This window comes from Tabrizicola sp. (assembly GCF_016792905.1).
Lineage (GTDB): Bacteria > Pseudomonadota > Alphaproteobacteria > Rhodobacterales > Rhodobacteraceae > Tabrizicola.
Genome location: NZ_JAEULP010000056.1, coordinates 38,766 through 56,379 on the forward strand (window position 1 = coordinate 38,766; position 17,614 = coordinate 56,379).

The 17,614-nt window shown below is 64.6% G+C and carries 13 protein-coding genes; all 13 read right to left on the bottom strand.

Annotated features, from left to right (window positions below; translation table 11 throughout):
* The 13 genes from JNL31_RS11720 to JNL31_RS11780 all read right to left on the bottom strand — a co-directional run bounded on the left by JNL31_RS11720 (position 1) and on the right by JNL31_RS11780 (position 17,399).
* The gene (locus tag JNL31_RS11720; protein WP_294973439.1) at positions 1 to 1,095 is read right to left on the bottom strand and encodes an ABC transporter ATP-binding protein; all 1,095 of its coding nucleotides are present in this window, start codon (positions 1,093 to 1,095) and stop codon (positions 1 to 3) included.
* A gap of 1 nt (position 1,096) precedes the next feature.
* Complete coding sequence (locus JNL31_RS11725) at positions 1,097 to 2,200, bottom strand: polyamine ABC transporter substrate-binding protein (RefSeq protein ID WP_294973440.1); 1,104 nt, start codon at positions 2,198 to 2,200, stop codon at positions 1,097 to 1,099.
* Positions 2,201 to 2,246: 46 nt separating this feature from the next.
* Positions 2,247 to 3,470 (bottom strand): aromatic ring-hydroxylating dioxygenase subunit alpha, encoded by a 1,224-nt coding sequence (locus JNL31_RS11730; RefSeq protein ID WP_294973441.1) that lies wholly within the window; start codon positions 3,468 to 3,470, stop codon positions 2,247 to 2,249.
* Positions 3,467 to 4,615, bottom strand: a complete 1,149-nt coding sequence (locus tag JNL31_RS11735) for an aromatic ring-hydroxylating dioxygenase subunit alpha (RefSeq protein WP_294973442.1) — start codon at positions 4,613 to 4,615, stop codon at positions 3,467 to 3,469. The genes JNL31_RS11730 and JNL31_RS11735 overlap by 4 nt, the downstream gene beginning before the upstream one ends.
* Positions 4,615 to 5,799, bottom strand: coding sequence for an aminomethyltransferase family protein (locus JNL31_RS11740; protein WP_294973443.1), 1,185 nt, complete (start codon positions 5,797 to 5,799; stop codon positions 4,615 to 4,617). The genes JNL31_RS11735 and JNL31_RS11740 overlap by 1 nt, the downstream gene beginning before the upstream one ends.
* A complete protein-coding gene (locus tag JNL31_RS11745) occupies positions 5,796 to 7,313 on the bottom strand; it encodes an NAD(P)/FAD-dependent oxidoreductase (RefSeq protein WP_294973445.1) in 1,518 nt (505 codons plus the stop codon). The genes JNL31_RS11740 and JNL31_RS11745 overlap by 4 nt, the downstream gene beginning before the upstream one ends.
* Positions 7,294 to 8,907, bottom strand: coding sequence for an NAD(P)/FAD-dependent oxidoreductase (locus tag JNL31_RS11750; RefSeq protein WP_294973447.1), 1,614 nt, complete (start codon positions 8,905 to 8,907; stop codon positions 7,294 to 7,296). Before JNL31_RS11750 ends, JNL31_RS11745 begins: the two co-directional genes overlap by 20 nt.
* Positions 8,904 to 10,274, bottom strand: a complete 1,371-nt coding sequence (locus JNL31_RS11755; RefSeq protein WP_294973449.1) for an aspartate aminotransferase family protein — start codon at positions 10,272 to 10,274, stop codon at positions 8,904 to 8,906. The genes JNL31_RS11750 and JNL31_RS11755 overlap by 4 nt, the downstream gene beginning before the upstream one ends.
* 231 nt (positions 10,275 to 10,505) lie before the next feature.
* Positions 10,506 to 12,212, bottom strand: a complete 1,707-nt coding sequence (locus tag JNL31_RS11760; protein WP_294973451.1) for a dihydroxy-acid dehydratase — start codon at positions 12,210 to 12,212, stop codon at positions 10,506 to 10,508.
* A 12-nt stretch (positions 12,213 to 12,224) separates the two neighbouring features.
* Positions 12,225 to 13,670: an NAD-dependent succinate-semialdehyde dehydrogenase gene (locus tag JNL31_RS11765; RefSeq protein WP_294973453.1), complete on the bottom strand. Its 1,446-nt coding sequence runs from the start codon at positions 13,668 to 13,670 to the stop codon at positions 12,225 to 12,227.
* Between the two features lie 11 nt (positions 13,671 to 13,681).
* Entirely contained in the window at positions 13,682 to 15,574 is a 1,893-nt protein-coding gene (locus JNL31_RS11770; RefSeq protein WP_294973455.1) for a thiamine pyrophosphate-dependent enzyme, read from the bottom strand.
* A gap of 14 nt (positions 15,575 to 15,588) precedes the next feature.
* Positions 15,589 to 16,659: a Gfo/Idh/MocA family oxidoreductase gene (locus JNL31_RS11775; protein ID WP_294973457.1), complete on the bottom strand. Its 1,071-nt coding sequence runs from the start codon at positions 16,657 to 16,659 to the stop codon at positions 15,589 to 15,591.
* Positions 16,656 to 17,399 carry an IclR family transcriptional regulator gene (locus JNL31_RS11780; RefSeq protein ID WP_294973458.1) on the bottom strand — a complete coding sequence of 248 codons (744 nt, stop codon included), beginning with the start codon at positions 17,397 to 17,399 and terminating at the stop codon, positions 16,656 to 16,658. The genes JNL31_RS11775 and JNL31_RS11780 overlap by 4 nt, the downstream gene beginning before the upstream one ends.
* Positions 17,400 to 17,614 lie beyond the last annotated feature (215 nt).

Genomic DNA, 17,614 nt, shown 5'->3' on the forward strand with positions numbered 1-17,614 from the left:
TCAATCCACCAGCACGATGGCGGAGCCCGGGTCGAAGGACAGCCAGACCGCATCGTACCAGTCTGCCACGCGCAGGCCTTCATCGCCTCGACGGGCGTTCACTGCGTGGACCTGCAGCAGAGCGCCCGGCAGTTCCACCCGGTAAAGGCTGTCCTTCCCGAAATAGGCAAGGTCCTTCACATGGCCCTGCACGGTATTCGCCGCCTCCGGGCGCTCCTTCGACAACGTGATCTTTTCCGGCCGGACGGCCAGGGTCACGGACTGTCCCTCGACCACCCCGGCGACGTCGCGGGCGACCACCTCGCCGCCAAGACCCGGCACAGAGAGCCGCAGAAATCCGCCGGTGCGCTCGATCACCCGGGCCTCGAAGCTGTTCACCGAGCCGATGAAACTGGCCACGAAACGGCTGTTCGGGTACTCGTAGATCTCGGTCGGAGTGCCGACCTGCTTGACTTGCCCCTTGTCCATTACCGCGATGCGATCGGACAGGGTCATGGCCTCTTCCTGATCATGCGTCACGACGATGAAGGTGACACCCGTGCGTTCCTGGATCGACATCAGCTCGAACTGGGTATGTTCGCGCAGTTTCTTGTCCAGTGCGGCCAGCGGCTCGTCCAAGAGCAGAAGCTTGGGCTGCCGTGCCAAAGCGCGGGCCAGCGCGACCCGCTGCCGCTGCCCGCCGGAGATCTGGTGCGGCTTTCTGTGGGCGAAGGGAGTCAGTTGAACGAGGTCCAGCATCTCGGCGACGCGGGCGGCCCTTTGCTGCTTTGTCAGCCCCTCCTCATGTTTCAGGCCGTATCCCACGTTCGCCGCCACCGTCATGTGCGGGAAGATGGCGTAGGACTGGAACATCATATGCACGGGCCGTTCCCAGGGGGGCACCCCTGCGATATCGCGACCGTCCAGGAAGATGCTGCCAGAGGTCGGTTCCTCGAACCCCGCCAGCATCCGCAACAGGGTGGTCTTGCCGCAGCCGGACCCACCGAGCAGCGAGAATATCTCGCCCTTGCCGACGGTGAGGCTCACGTTGCTGACTGCCTGGAAGGCGCCGAAGACCTTCGACACCCCCTCTATCCGCAGGAATGGCTCTTCCACGTCAGCCGCCCGTCTTGATCTCGGTCCAGGCGCGGGTCATGTCGGATTCCTGCTCGGGCGTCTGCGGCAGCGGGGTGTAGAGCCGTGAAATGGCTTCGGCGTCCGGATAAACCGCCGGATCTGCGGCAATGGCCGGATCGACGAAGGGCAATGCTGCCTTGTTCACGCTCGCATAGCCGGTGAAGTTGGTGCAGGCGGCGATGACCTCGGGGCGCAGCAGAAAGTCGATGAACTTGTGCGCATTGTCGACATTCGGGGCATCGGACGGAAGCGTCCAGAGGTCGAACCAGACCGGGGCGCCAGTCTTTGGGATAAAGTAGCCAAGGTTCATGTCGATCCCGGCCTCCGCGGCCCTGGCCTTGGCCACGCCGTAGTCCCCCGACCAGTTGTTGATCGCACATAGTTCGCCGTTCGGGATCGCCGTGAGGTAGTTGGCATTGTCGAAGGTCGAGATGTACTGGCGCACAGGCTTCACCGCCTCGACCATTTTCGCCCAGTCTGCGGGACCGGCCTTGTTCGGGTCGACGCCGAGATAGCTCAGGATCATGAAGCCGATGTCGGTCGGGCTATCCAGAAGCGAGATGCCGCAGTCGGCAAGGGCTGCGGCATTCTCTGGTTTCAGGATCGTGTCCAGCGACGAGAGGTCGGCGTTCGGCAAGCGTTCCTTCACCATGTCAAGGTTGTAGGTCATCCCGACCGAACCCCACATGTAAGGCACGGAATATTCGTAGCCGGGATCATAGGTTTCGCCGGCCTTCAGGATATCGGGATCCAGATTGCCCCAGCCGGTGAGCTTCGACTTGTCGATCTTCTGGAGCACGCCTGCCTGGATCGAGCGCGGCAGGCCCTGGCCAGCATGCAGCACGACATCGTAGCCGGTGGAACCTGCGAGCAGCTTGGCCTGCATTTCCTCCGAACTGGCATAAAGATCGTACACCACGTCGATTCCCGTCGCGGCCGTGAAATCGGCAAGGGTCGTCTCGCCGATGTAGTCGGACCAGTTGTAGACGTTCACCGATCCTCCCTGCGCCCAGGAGGGCCGGACCCAGGGCATGGCAAGCCCACCTGTCAGAGTTGCGAGTGTCGAGCGACGGGTCAATTTCATGGTCTTCCTCCGCAGTTGGGTCGCGCCTCTGACGGGCGCCGCTAAATCATCGTTCCCCGGTTTCCGGGCGTGTGCCAAGCATTTCCGCATTCAGCCTGACCATTTCGGCTTCGGACGGGGCCGTGAGCAGGCCCATCACCGGAACCTGGGCCCGCAGACGATCATGATGGCGACGCAGGCCCCATTCGTGGTCCGACAAATGAAACCCGTCGAAGGCCTGTGACTTCATCGATTCGTTCGACCAGATGGTAAGCTGCTGGTCCTCGGCCGAGGTGTCGCGGTCGATCCGCATCGCCAAGTAGCGCGCCAGCATCTGCGCCCGCGTCTCGTTTGCAGGGCGATAACTGCGGCCAGTCAACAGCGTGCGGGCCGGACCGCGCGGCAGGTCATGGTAGTACTGCGCGCCCTCTGGCGTGAAGGCAAAGACAGTGTTCGGCCAGAGGCCATAATAGGTCCAGCTCTTGCGCAGGTGCGTCGGCAGGTCGGCATGTTCGGGGGCGTATTTCACATAGTGACGCACGGACCATCGCCGCCCCGGCCGGTCGCCGAAGACGCCGAACGACATATGCAGCCCGTGATCCAGGTAGATGTCGCGATAGTCCCGACCGTACAGCTCCTGCAGCGACGGATGGGCGAGCGGCACATGATAGCCTTCGTTGTCGACGTCGCGCACCGATTTCCAGTTCACCGGCAGTTCGGTTTCCCAGCTTGCCGTGGCGGCAGGCAGCATCGCGGTGCTGCCATAGGCCGCAAAGTCGGCGGCATAGGGGGACAGAAGATCAGCGACCGCGGGCTGCGGGCCGGGGTGGAAACGCAGGAAGACAAAGCCGTGGAAGACCTCCAGCTCGATTGGTTTGAGGCCGAACTTGGCCTTGTCCAGGCCGCCAAAGCTGTCGGGCTGCGCCGCGCCGCGCAGGCTGCCGTCGAGGTTGTAGACCCAGCCATGGAACGGGCAGACCACCGACCCACGGCAATGGCCCTGGCGACCGTCCACCACCCGGGCGCCACGGTGGCGGCAAAGATTGTGAAAGGCGCGAACCTGCCCATCCTGCCCGCGCATCACCACGGCACGTTCTCCCAGAAGGTCGAAGGTCAGCCAGTCACCGGGTGCGGGGAGGTCTGAAATGTGCCCGGCCACCTGCCAATGGTTCAGGAAGACGTGGTCCCGCTCAAGCGTCAGAAGCGCGTCGGAATGGTAGGTCCAGGGAGGCAGGCCCGATCGATCCCAGTCATTCGGCACCGGCAGGGATTTCAGCGGCATTTCCATCATGACTTCCCCTCCATCTGGTCCAGAACCCAGTTGTGAAAGCGGTGTATCTCGTATTCCTCGGGCATCAGCCGCGCGGCAACGAAGGCAGGAGAGCGCATGCCGCGCTGGTTCATTTCCGAGGCCGCACCATCCTGTTCCATCACCAGCGTGGCGAATGCGGCGACCGTCGCCGCATCGAACCCCGGCCGCACCAGCGTTTCCGCCGGGAAGTGCCATTCGGCAATCAGCCGTGTCCGCTCCGGCCCAAGCGGCACGATCCGGACCGAGCGCACATAGTCGACATGGGCGACGACATAGACCGAGGGCCAGAGCGTCACGAAGGAATAGCCTGCCTGTCGTTCGGCTTCGGTGAGGCCGGGGAATACCGGGCCGCAGGGGGTGCCGTCTGCCGTCCAGGTCTGCGCACCGGGGCGCAGGTTCGGTGCGACCGGATCGGCGGGTGTCCAGTCGGGCGCTTCGGTCGCGCCCATGATCCCACGGCCGTAGACCGGAACCATATCGCAAAGCTCGGGGTGGATGCCCGGGCAGTGCAGGCATTCCGAGTAGTTCTCCCAGAAGGCCTTCCAGTTGCAGGCGATCTCGGTCTCCCAGCGGTGGCCAGTGACCAGGCTGTCCATCGGCCAATTGTCCAGAGTGCGCAGGCCCACATCGGCATGAATCTCTCCGGGATCTTCGGCGAGATTCAGAAACAGGAAGCCGTACCAGACCCGGCACGACACCGGGCGCAAACCATGCGCCGACCGGTCGAAGTCCGGCGTCGGCACCGCATGGGCGGTTGAGACCAGCCGTCCGTCAGAGGAAGCGAAGGAAAAGGCGTGATACGGGCAGCGGATCAGCTTGCCCAGCGCCTGTTCCTCATCCACGCACAGTTCCGATCCCCGGTGCGGACAGGAGTTGTGCCAGGCCCTGATGCTGCCATCGCCATCACAGACGATCACCGGCGCCGCCCCGACCGTCACGCGCCGCATCGTACCGGGACGGAAGCTGTCCGTGCGCCCGACACAGACCCATTGGCGCGCGAAAACGGTTGCCATTTCCGCGTCGAACCACTCTGGCGTGACATAGGCTGCGCGGGGCAGCCCCTCGGGGCAATGGTCAAGGCGCGGCGAGTCGGGATGCGGTGTCTGGAAGCGGGGCTGGTCCATCATGTGCGCTCTGGCGGCATGGCCCGTTTGCGGGCAGGGTTGAAGAAGGGCCGCTCCACCACCCGGACCGGCAGCATCAGTTTGGCATATTGCAGCTCGCGCAGGGCATAGATTTCGACCCAGAGGTCATTCGCCTTCAGGTATTTCGACTGGACCTGCGCGATGGCGACGCTTGCCTTCAGCGCAGGCGACCAGGCAGCGGCGGTCACGAAGCCGGCCTCCTGCCGCTTGTTGTGATAAAGGATCGAACCCTCTGCGCTGACGTTGCCGGGGACGTCCAGTCCCACCATTTGCCACTCCGGCCCACGCTCGCGCTCGGCCAGAAGGGCGCGGCGGCCGGTGAAATGACCCTTGTCCCAGTCGATCATCCAGCCCAGACCCAGCTCCAACGGGCTGCGCGGACGATCTTCCCGTACCGCCTGGTGAGCGGGCACGAAGTCCATGTTGGTGATGATGAACCCAGCCTCGATCCGGGCGAGGTTCAGCGCATCGGTGCCGATCGGTCGGATGCCCCAGGGCGCGCCAGCCTGCATCAGATGGTCCCAAAGCGGCAGTGCCTGTCCGGGCGTCATCCAGAGCTCGTAGCCCAGATCCCCGGTAAATCCGGTGCGCGAGATGGTGATCTGGCCCTTGCCGAAAGGGAAGGTCGCCATGCGGAAGGGCTTCAGGGTCGAGACATCGAAGCCCGCCGCTGCCAGAACGGTGGCCGAACAGGGCCCTTGCAGCGACAAGGCTGCGATGTCTTCGGTCACTTCCGCCACCGAGACATCAAACCCTTCGGCCGAAGCGAGAAACCAGGGCAGGTGACGCTCCTGGCAACAGATCAGATACTCCTCCGGCCCGTGCCGGAAAAGCGTGCCATCGTCCAGGAGCTTTCCGGCATCGTCAGTCCAGCCGGTATAATGCACGGCTCCGACCGGCAGCTTCCCCGCATCACGCAGGGTAAGCCGGTTGAGATAGCCGACTGCGTCCTTGCCCGTGATGCGGTATTTCACCATCGGGCATAGATCGTAAACCGAAGCCGCGTTTCGGATGGCGGTATACTCCATGTCCGCGTCGCCGAAACAGAGCGCCGTCATGTAGCCGCCCCAGGGCCCCCAGCGATTCAGGACGTTTGCCGCCGACGTTCGGGCATGGAACGGGGTTTGCAATAGCGGTGTGCGGAAATGGGTAAGCACGGTCATGCCTTCGCCTCCAGGATCGCCCCCGCCGCGTTCCATCCTGCCGCGCCGTTGATGCCGCCGCCCGGATGGCTGCCCGCCCCCGCAAGCCACAAGCCCGGCAGAGGCGTGGAATATTGCGCTGCGGCAAATGTCGGGCGGTTGAACAGCATCTGTTCCACCGCGAGTTCCCCATGATGCCAGTTGCCGCCGACCATGCCGAAGCGCGCCTCGATGTCCTGCGGCATCAGGAGTTCGGCCTGAACGACCAGCGACCGCAGCCCGGGTGAGTGCTGCTCCAGGACGTTCAGCGTATTCTCCAGCATCTCGGCCCGCGCCGCCTCCAGCCCGGCTTTCGGGGCGTGAGGTGCGTATTGGACGATGGCAGTAAGGACATGGTGCCCCGCCGGGGCCAGCCCGGGGTCATGCGCCGAGGGCAGGATAACCTCCATCACCGGCAGCTCGGGCACTTCGCCGTATTTCACCGGGTTGAAGGCGCGCTCCACCGCCTCGGAGGAGGGGGCGATGACGATGCGGGACTTAAGATCGGCACCGCGGAAATCGGGGGTGCCGCGGAGGGCAAGATGCAGCTTTGCCGCTGCCCCGCGCATCCGGACATGGCCTGTCGCCTTGAAGAACCCGGCATCAAGGGCTGCCGCACCCACAAGTTGATGAAGGGTCGTGCGCGGATTCATTGCCGAGACCACCAGGCCGACCCGCACCACCTCGCCACCCTCGAGCCGCACGCCGACGGCGCGGTCGCCCTCGACCACGATCTTCTCCACTGCAGACCCGGTGCGGACCTCGACGCCCGCTGCCGCAGCCGCCTTGCCCATGGCCACGGCCAGCGCACCCATGCCGCCCTTGGGCAAGAGCGGGTCGGCCCCGCGCGCCAGTCGATCAAGATAGAGGATCAGCGAATTGGGCGAGCGCGGGCCAAGCCAGGCCCCGAGCGTGGCGTCGAAGGCCAGAAGACCCTTGAGCCTGTCATCGCTCAACTCGTCCTCGGCCACGTCGTGGACATTGATCAGGACCATCCGCAGCAGTTCGCGGAAGTCGTCCTTGCCGAGGGCACGGATACCAAGACCCTGCCGCGCCAGCCCGAACAGCCGGTTCTCACCAGCCAGACGCACGGGCCGCATCTGCCGTAACGGCGCCAGAACCCGGGCAAAAGCCGAAAGCTTCCGGTGCAATGCCTCCCAGGCCGCAGCGTCGACACCAGAGGTCTTGCCACCCCTGACCGTCAGCGATTCTGCTTCGCCGGACAGCACCGTGGTCGCCAGCGCAGGGTGGAAGGCAAGGCCGTGGCGGTCGAGAGCCATCGCCTCGACAACCCGCGTATCCAGCCCTTGCGTCAGGTGCGCCAGTGCGGGGGCATGGTAGCCCGGGGCAAATTCCCGCTCTCCCGCTCCGCCGCCGACAACCTCGGACGCTTCCAGCAGCGTGACCTTGCGGCCCTTCGCGGCCAGCCGGGCGGCACAGGCCAGCCCGTTGACGCCCCCCCCGATGACCAGAACCTCAGAGGACGGCGTAGGCATCGCGCATCCCCCCCTTCGCACCGGCCTCGCGCAGCATCTCGGCCGCGGCATTGCGCCCCGGTGCCCCCATCACCCCGCCGCCCGGATGGGTGGAGGAGCCGCAGATCCACAGATCCCTGATCGGGCTGCGGTACTGCGCGTATCCAGGCACCGGGCGGTTGAAGAGAAGCTGGTCGAAGGTCAGTTCGCCCTGGAAGATATTGCCCTCGGTCAGGCCAACCTCCGCCTCCAGCTCGCGCGGCGTGCGGACCTCGACATGCAAGACGCGATCCTTGAAGCCGGGGCTGTAGGTCTCGATCTGGTTCAGGCAGGTGTCGCGGAATGCGTCGCGGTCGGCGTCGGTCCAGTCGCGACCCTCGATCTTGGGGGGAGCATATTGCACGAAGGAGGACATGAAATGCTTGCCCGGCGGGGTCATCGTCGGGTCGATCATGGTCGGGATCATCACGTCCTGGAACGGATCGCGACTGAAACGGCCATTCTTCCAGTCGTCATAGCCGCGCTCCATCTTCTCGATGGAATCGGTGAAATGCAGGTCGCCGCGAATATTGGGCGCACCTTCCGGCAAGGCCGGGAAGACCGGGGTGCTATCAAGCGCAATGTTCAGCTTGCCCGAGGAGCCGCGGATCTTGAACGCCTTGACGCGCTTCACGAAATCGTCCGGCAGTTCGGCTTCATCGACATGTTTCAGGAACGTGCGCTTCACGTCCATGTTGGAGATCACGCGCTTGCCCCGCACTTCATCGCCATTGGCCAGCACGACACCGACCGCGCGACCGCTCTGGACCAGGATCTTCTCGACCCCCTGCCCCGTCCGCACCTCGCCCCCCGCAGCCTTCAGACTGGCCGTCAGCGCCCGCGTGATCGACCCCATGCCGCCACGCGCAAAGCCCCAGGCGCCGACGTTGCCATCCACATCACCCATGTAGTGGTGCAACAGGACGTAGGCCGATCCCGGCGACATCGGTCCAAGCGCGGTGCCGATGATCGCCGAGACGGCGAGATACCCCTTGATCACCGGGCTTTCGAAATACTGGTCCAGGAAATCGGCGATGCTCATGGTCCAGAACTGCACCATCCGCGCGCGCATCTCCTCGGACAGCGCGCCCATCTGGCGACCGAGCCACATCAGTTCCGCAAGGTCGCGCGGGCGGAAGCTTGACGGATCAGGCGGCGTGCGCAGCAGCATCGGCCGGATGAAGCGGCAAAAGCGCAAAACGTCGCGGGCGTAGATGTCATAGGCCTCGGCGTCGCGCTTCGAGTGGCGTGCGAACTCACGGCGGTTGGCGTCGTGGTCGCGGAACATGCCAAGGTAGCCTCCACCCTCCTGGAACACCGCGCCGCCCTCGTAGGGCAGGATCTGCAGGCCATGCTTCGGCAATTCCAGGTCGCGCATTATTTCGGGTCGAAACAGCGAGGAGACGTAGGAACAGTTGGAATAGGTGAAGCCCGGATAGAGCTCGCGGCTGACCGCGGCGCCGCCGATCCAGTCGTTCTTTTCGACCACGCAGACCTTCATTCCGGCGCGTGCCAGATAGCTGGCGGTCACCAGTCCATTGTGGCCCGCGCCGACGATCACTGCGTCATAGGTCATTCAGCCGCATCCAGCCGTCCGTCGGCCTGATCCTGCAGGGTCAGGTCCACCGCAGTTTCCACGGCCCTCAGCGTGTCGGTCAGGCAGGTGTCATCCAGACCATGCGCCTCGCACATGAACCAGGGCTCGCGGCTGTCCGGCTCAACGATGATACCGAGGTCATGCAGGTAGTGCGCCATCCGGTCGTAGAAGCTGTAATCGCTGGTCTTCCAGGCGCGGTAGTTGTCGGGCGGTTCGGCGGCGAAGAAGATGCCGAACATGGACGGATGGCCCGAGAAGCTGTGAGTGACCCCGCGCGCGGTCAGGATTTCGGAGATACCGGCCTTCAGCCGCTCGCCGTAACCAGCCAGAGTGTCCAGCGCTGGGGTCTCGTCAAGGATGCGCAAACATTCCTCGGCTGCGGCCAGGCTGACGGAATGGGCCGTATAGGTGCCGCCATGGCTGGCGCCGCCATAGCGGAAAGTCCGCATCACATCCTCGCGTCCCGCAACCAGGCTTATCGGATAGCCGTTGGCGATGGCCTTGGCGAAGGTGGTGATGTCGGGACGGATGCCTAGGATGCCCTGTATCCCGCCCTTGCCAACGCGGAAGCCGGTCTTCACCTCGTCGATGATCAAGAGAACGCCGTAGCGGTCGCACAGATCGCGGGCGAGCTGCACATAGTCGCGACGCGCGGAAATCCCGCAGCAGTTGCCCTGGATCGGCTCGATCAGCATCGCCGCCAGTCGGTCGCCCTGTGTCTTGAACGTGTCTTCCAGCCGCTGCAGGTCGTTCATAGGTACAAGATGAGCAAGCTTTTTTACCGTCGGCGGGATGCCCTTGCCATAGGGCACGACCTCGGGGTCGGCATTGCCGCCCGGCGACCAGTGGTCCATATCCGCCATCCACATCGCCGCGTCAAAGAGACCGTGATAGCCGCCTTCGACCAGGAGGTACTCCTCGCGGCCCGTGTAGGCCCGGGCGAGCCGGAGCGCGGCCATCACCGCCTCGGTGCCAGAATTGGAGAACCGGACAAGTTCCGCCGCCGGGACCATCTTCGAGATTCGGTCGGCGACCGTCAGTTCCTTCTCGGTCGATAGCGCGAAGACGCCGCCCACCTCCATTCCCTTGCGCGCTGCGGCATCTACCCGGTCGTCGGCATAGCCGAGGATCGCCGGGCCATACCCCAGGCGGTAGTCCACATAGCCGTTGCCGTCGATGTCCCAGGTCCGCCCGCCCTTGCCGCGGTGGACATAGATCGTTCGGTCGTCGCCCCAGTAGCGGAAGGTCGAGGACACGCCCAGCGGCAGCCGCTGTACCGCACGCTGGAACTGCGCGTTGGACTTTGTCAGGTCGCGGTGCGGATAGGCGGTCGTCGCGACGGGCATGAAACCTCCAGCGGATGCTTGTGCCACGACAGCTTGGCACGCGACTGACTGAACTGTCAATCATATTGACGCCTCTCCTCACCAGCCTCCTGGTTCATGACGAGCGCCTCGCACCCGCGAAGAAGATGCTCTCGGCGGTTGGCGCGTGTTCACGCCCCTTGAAGGTCGGTCGGACCGCATGACCGGTCACAGGCGCGCGACTTCATCTATCTTGCAGGCCTTGTTTCTGGATCAGCAGCCTTCGGGTCCCAGGAAGTCAAAATCGCAGCCCTCGGTCGCCGAGGTGACGTGCTCATGGTAAAGCCGTGTATAGCCGCGCTTCGGTTGATGTGTTGGCACCGTTCTTTCCGCAGTGCGTCGCGCCAGCGTCGCATCATCAACGAGCAGGTCGATCCGCTTGTCAGCGGCAGAGAGACGGATCCTGTCGCCAGTGCGCACGAGAGAAAGCGGTCCGCCGATTGCTGCCTCGGGCGAGACATGAAGAACGATGGTGCCGAAGGCAGTGCCGGACATGCGGGCATCCGAAATGCGCACCATGTCCTTGACACCCGCCTGCGCCAGTTTCTTCGGGATCGGCAGGTATCCGGCCTCGGGCATGCCGCTGGGGCTTTTCGGACCGGCGTTCTGGAGGACCAGGATGTCGTCGGCGGCCACGTCCAGACCGGGGTCGTCAATCCGTTCCGCGAGGTCTTCCAGCGAGGCGAAGACCACTGCCCGACCTTCGTGTTCCAGAAGCGCGTCGGTCGCAGCGGCTCGTTTCAGGATGGCACCTTCCGGCGCAAGACTGCCCCGGAGTGCGATCAGCCCGCCCACGGGAGAGATCGGATCAGTTGCCTCGCGGATCACGGCACGATCGATCGGATCGGGCAACGGGTGGGCCAAGCGATCGGCAAGCGTCTCGCCAGTGACACTGACGGTTTCTGTTTCCAACTGCGGCGCGATTTCGCGCAGTACGCCTTCCAGACCTCCGGCATAGTGGAAATCCTCCATGTAGCCCGCACCGACGGGCTTCAGATCGACCAGAACCGGCGTTTCGTCCGAAAGCCGATTGAAAGCGTCGAGGTCCAGCTTGATGCCGATGCGGCGGGCGACCGCAGCCAGGTGGATGACGGCATTGGTCGAGCCCGACACCGCCAGCAGAACGCGCTGCGCATTGCGGACAGCGGCGGGGACAACAACTTCAGTCGGTCTCGGCCCTCCGGTCAGCGCCATCCCGGCGGCCAGCGCCCCGGTTTCCTCGCAATTGCGCAGCCGGTCGGCGTGGACCGCCGGGATCGCGGCCGATCCGGGCAGCAGCATCCCCAGCGTCTCGGCCAACAGCGCCATGGTCGAGGCGGTGCCCATCACGGCGCAGGTGCCAGCGGTCACCGCAAGGCGCCCCTCAACCTGGTCAATCTCGTCCGCAGAGACCTTTCCTGCACGAAAGCTGCCCCAGAAACGACGGCAATCGGTGCAGGCGCCCAGCCGCTCGCCTCGATGGCGACCCGTCATCATCGGCCCGGCAACGACCATTACGGCAGGCTTGTCGGCGGAAATCGCGCCCATCAGCATGGCGGGCACGGTCTTGTCGCAGCCGCCCATCAGCACCACGGCATCCATCGGCTGGGCGCGGATCATTTCTTCCACCGCCATCGCCATCAGGTTGCGATAGACCATCGACGTGGGCGACAGGAAGACCTCACCCAGCGAGATCACCGGGAAGGTAATCGGCAAGGCACCGGCGGCAAGGACACCGCGCGTCACTGCCTCGATCATCTCGGGGAAGTGGCGGTGGCAGTTGTTGAAGCCGCTTTCACTGGTGCAGATGCCGACGATGGGTTTATCCAGTGCCGCACCGGTATAGCCCATCGATTTGGCGAAAGAGCGGCGCAGATAGCGCGCGAAGTCCCGGTCGCCATAGTTGGTCAGTCCGTTGTCAAGGCCCTGCGGCTTGGTCATGGCTCGGTCCTTTCAGGCAAGACTCAGGCGGTGTCGGGTGTATTTCGGGCTGAGGTAGTCGAGGATGCCAAGGCTGCCGCCCTCGCGACCGAAACCGGACTGTTTCGAGCCACCAAAGGGGGCTTCGGCGGTGGCGAGCAGCGTTTCGTTGATACCTACCATACCTGCCTCCAATCTGTCGGCGGTGCGCGCGGCAAGCGCGGCGTTCTCTGTGAAGACATAGGCGGAAAGGCCGAAGTCAGTGGAATTGGCGCAAGCGATCACTTCGTCGAAATCCTCCCAGGCGGCGATCGGGGCGACCGGTGCAAAGGGTTCCTCGTGCATGATGCGGGCGTGGTCCGGCACATCGGACAAGACGGTGGGTTCCAGGAAATGCCCGTGGTTCAGATGGGCCGGTCTGTTGCCTCCGGCCAACAGGCGCGCGCCGTTGTCGCGGGCGTCGGCAATGAGGGCAAGGGCTGTCTCGACCGCGCCGGCGCGGATCATCGGGCCCATCGTCGTGGATGGATCCAGCCCGTCTCCCAGGCGAAGGTCGCCGGCGACTTCAGCGAAGGCCGTCTCGAAGGCTGGCAGGATCGAACGGTGGACATAGAAGCGCGACGGCGAGATGCAGACCTGGCCGCAGTTACGGAACTTGGTCGCGGCAAGCTTGCGCGCGGCCGCCACGGGATCGGTGTCGGCATGGACGATAACTGGTGCATGGCCGCCAAGCTCCATCGTCACCTTCTTCACGTCATTTGCGGCAATGCGAAGCACCTGCCGTCCGACCGACACCGACCCGGTCAGCGAGACCTTGCGGATCACCGGAGCGCGGATCAGCCGCTCGACCATCGGCATCGCGGGACCCGTGAGGATCGATAGAATGCCGCCGGGCAGTCCCGCTGCGACAAGCGCATCGGCCAGCGCGAAGCAACTCCCAGGCGCTTCGCTGGCGGGGCGGGCGACGATGCTGCATCCGGCGGCCAGCGCGGCGGCGATCTTGCGGGCCGGGAGCAGCATCGGGAAGTTCCAGGCCGTCAGGGACAGGCAGGGGCCGATGGGCTGGTAGCTGACGGAAAGTCGTTCGTGCGGGTTCCGGCCCGGGATCGTCTGCCCATAGATGCGCTTGGCCTCTTCACCCTGCCATTCGAACTGGTCCGCGCTGGCGTTGACCTCGGCACGCGCCTCGGCCAGGGGCTTGCCGGTTTCGGCCGACATCACCCGGGCGAGCGGGTCGGCGTTGGCCCGCAGGTAGTCAGCCGTGCGTCTCAAGACCTTTGAGCGATCCCATGCCGAAGTGGCCGCCCAGCCGGGAAAGCTGCGGCCGGCGGCGGATAGGGCGGCGTCTTGATCGGCTTCGGTCGCGACGGGGATGGTGCCGATCATGGCCTCGGTCACGGGACTGTGGACGGGCATAGTCGCGCCATCGGCAGCGGCACGCCACTGGCCGTCGAGAAAGAGCCCTTGGGAGGAATACATCGGCTTGTCCTTCAGATCAGGGTTTCGGCGTAGCGGGCCTGAACCGCAGTGCACCAGTTGCCGACGTTCCACTGACCAAAGGACCCCATGCCACCCGCCGGATCGGGCCCGAAATAGACGGGAACATGCACCAGGCTGAGGCCCGGATGGGCCTGCGCCCGAGACAGCGCTTTGATCAGGTCTTCCGGGGAGGCGCCGCCGCCGAAGGCTGCGACGCCCTTCACCGCCCGCCCAAGGGCAAGGTAGTCGACCTCAACCCCGTCGTGGGTCCGCCAGTTCACGCCATACTGCGCTTCCTGCAAGCTGGAAATCGCGGCCATGCGGCGGTTGTCGAACAGAAGGATCGTGCCATGTACTCCGTGCGCCACGGCATCGATCAGGACCTGCGGGTTCATCATAAAGGATCCGTCGCCGGTGAACGCCACACCATATCTCCCCCTCTCTGCCAGCGCCTGCGAGAGGAGGGCCGAGACGGCAAAACCCATGTAGGAGGCGCCACTTTCAGTGAAGGTCTGGAAGGGTGTGTCGTCCTGGATGATCTGGAAGCCGTTGGCCTGCACGTCGCCAGCGTCGAAGAACTTCAAAGCGCCCGCCGTCCGGCACCACGCATCCGCCGCGGCAATGGCTTGCGGCTGCGTCATCACTGGCCGCGGCCAGAACGGATCGGTCAGGGCCGGACCCGCAGCGCGGGCCGCGCGGAAAGCCTGCCAATCGGCCTTCTTCGCCGCTGCCGCGCTCAGCCATTCGGCCTTGGCCGGGGCCTGGCTCACTCCCTCCAGCAGGCGGACCAGCCGGTCTGCTACCGTCGCCGCATCACCCGTCAGGGCGATCGTCGCATTGTAGTGCTGCACGTCGACCGGATCGGCGTTCAGGTTGATGACCTGGCGCACGTTCGGCCAACCAATTCCGGAGCAATCCGCCTGGCACACCGCGCGGCTGCCGATGACCACCAGAAGCTCGGCTTCCTCCATCACCCAGTTGCCGCTGATCGACCCCTTCGAGCCGCCGACATGCAGATTCTGCGGATGGTCGTCGGGCATCACCCCAACCGACCCGGGCGACAGGACGACCGCCGCCCCCGCGGCTTCCGCCAAGCGCCGGACGGACGCGGCCGCCGTGCGTGCGCCGCCCCCGGCCTTGATCGCCACCCGTGCAGTTCCGGCAATCGCCTGCGCCGCTTCGGCCAGCGGGTCGTCGGCAGCGGGGGCCATTGCCGGAAAGGACGGGCGCTCTGGCAGGGCGTCCAGCCGCAGCGTTACTGGCGCTTCCTGCGTGTTGATCGGCAGATTGAGGTAGAAGGGCCCGGGCTTCCAGGGATGGAAGACGGAAGACGCACCTTTCCGTAGTCCGTCACGCAGAGAGCCCGGGCTATGCAGCGTGTAGGAGGCCCCCATCAGGGAGGAGATCTGGGAAAAGACCCCCTGTGCCGGTTTCGGCACCTGCTGCATGTTGTAACCTTCGCCATGGGTCGTCTCATCACCATAAAGGTGATAGACGCCGATACTGTTGGAGCTGGCTGCCAAAGAAGCTGCCATGGCCTGCAGGGCGCCTGGACCGATGGAGGTCACGACCGCCGGTACCTCGCCGTAGACCCAAGACAACGCAGTTGCCGCATGGGCCATTTCCACCTCGTTCCGGAACTGCCAGCAGCGCACCAGGCCGGCGGCCTCATAGACCCGCAGAACATCGGCGAGAGCGGTCGAGCCATGGCCGAAGATCGCCAGATACTTGGTCACGCGCTGGCGCATCAGTCCGAGGATCAGTCCTTCGGCCAACGGAAGGGTCACGGTCGGACCTGCGCCGTCGGCCGCAAGCAGGGCCGATAGCCCACCCGCTCTGGCCAGGAAACGCGCGCGCTCTTCCGAGGTGGTGAGATCGGCGAAACGAAAAGACGGTGCGTTCATGGCCGCTTCCCCTGTCAGCCGTCCAGCCGGATGGTCCGGCCTTCACGGGCCGACTGTTCGGCGGCGAGCGCAAAGCGCAGGACCTGGCGGCCTTCGGAGGCTGTAAGGACAGGTGGCGCCCCGGTCCTAAGGGCGTTGATGTAATGGCGGGTCGACTGGATGAAACTGTGCTCCCACCCCGTCGGGATGTCGTAGGTGGTCAGCGTCCCGTCCCGGTAGAGCGTGACCGGAGGCGTGGCCCCCAGCCGCCCATGCCCACCGTTGATAAAGATCACTCCGGCAGTGCCGGTGATCTCTACCCGGTCATCCTGGGCATAGTGCCGGGTCATAAGCTCCATATCGGGCGAATAGACGATCTCCAGGTTTCCGACGCGGTTTCCGGGGAAGCGAAAGGATACCATCGACTGGGCGTCGAACCGGATGCCGCCCGGGCCTTCGCAGTCGCCGATGAAGGCATGGACTTCCTGAGGGTTGCCCATGAAATGCCAGGCGAGCGCAAACTTGTGGTGCCCGTCGTCGAAAACCAGCGGCCCGCCACCCGCATGCCCCTTCTCCTGCCGCCACGCATTCGCAGCCGCGGGCACGTCCCAAGAGGTAGCGCTGCGGGCAGGGTTCGACTTGATCCGAATCGACTGAGGCGTGCCGATGGCGCCCTGGTCGATCAATTCGCGCGCCTTCATTACCGGCGGGTAAAATATGAAGTTCTCGAAAATCTTCACCGGGCGGTCATGTGCCTCGGCGGCGGCGACCAGCTGGTCGGCTTCGGCCAGGTTCAGACACATCGGCTTTTGCAGCGAGATGATCTTGCCCCCCGCGATGGCTTTCAGCGCCACCGGCAGATGCAGGTGGTGTGGCAGAAGGATCTCGACCAGATCAAGGTCGGGGCGGGCAAGGAATGCATCAATATCGTCGTCAACCGCCACGTCCGGGATACCCCAGGCGGCGGCCTTCGCCTTGGCCTGCGCGACATCGCGGTCACACAGCGCCACAATCCGCGCGTCCGGGTTCTGCAGATATTCGATGGCGTGCAGGTCCGAAATCCGTCCCGTGCCGATCAGTCCGACACGCAGGGGCGCCAAGGTCATCGTTGAGGCTCCTTCTGTCGTCCGCCCTGTCCCGCGGCGGCCACGATGCGGCCAAGTTCGTGCAGGCGGGCATCGGTGACTCGAACCGAGGGGCCAGAAATCCCAACAGCCGCAATCATCACTCCTGCCCCGTCGTAGATCGGCCGGGCAACGCAGCGGATGCCCGGGGCAAACTCCTCGTCGTCGATCGAATAGCCCCGGGCGCGGGTGCGCTCGATCTCTTCCGCCAGCGCGCGGCGGGTGGTGAGGGTGCGGGGCGTGAAGACGGGCTGGTCGTCCGGCAATTGTGCGCGGCCGAAGCTGAGGAAGGCCTTACCAAGCGCGGTACAATGCAGCGGCGAAAGCGCGCCGATCGGATGATCGACCTTCAGCGGCAGCGGCGAATCCACCTTGTCGATGTACCAGACCCGCGAACCAACCAGCACTGCGAGATGCGCGCATTCACCGGTTTCGGCAACCAGCGTCTCCAGAGTGCCGCGCCAGGCTTCCTTGACCGCGACGATCTCTTCCAGCGTGTGTTCGGTCCGCGGGGTGCCGACCAGCCTGGCACTTGGCCGATAGCGGCGATTGTCGTCCTGCACCGCGTAGTCCTTGGCGACCAGAGTCTTCAGCAGATGCGCTGCGTTGGACTTGTCGATACCGAGCGCCTCGGCCACGTCGGTCAGGCGAACGGGATCGGACTGGGCGGTCATGTAGCTGAGGGCCTCCAGACCACGGGACAGGGATTGCAGCAGGCGCATGGGGCGGGCTCCGATCGCGTTTCGTTGAATTTGCGCTATGCTAAACAGATAGTTTTACATAGCGCAACTTTTCCATCCTCATGCTTCCATATCAGGACTTTTCTCGCATTGTCAGGCGATATGCAATACTTTTCGTTGACATGGTGGCAATTCTTGGCAATCAAGGACAGGACGGCAGGAAGAAGTGCCGCATGTTTAAACTTCTTGGGAGGATG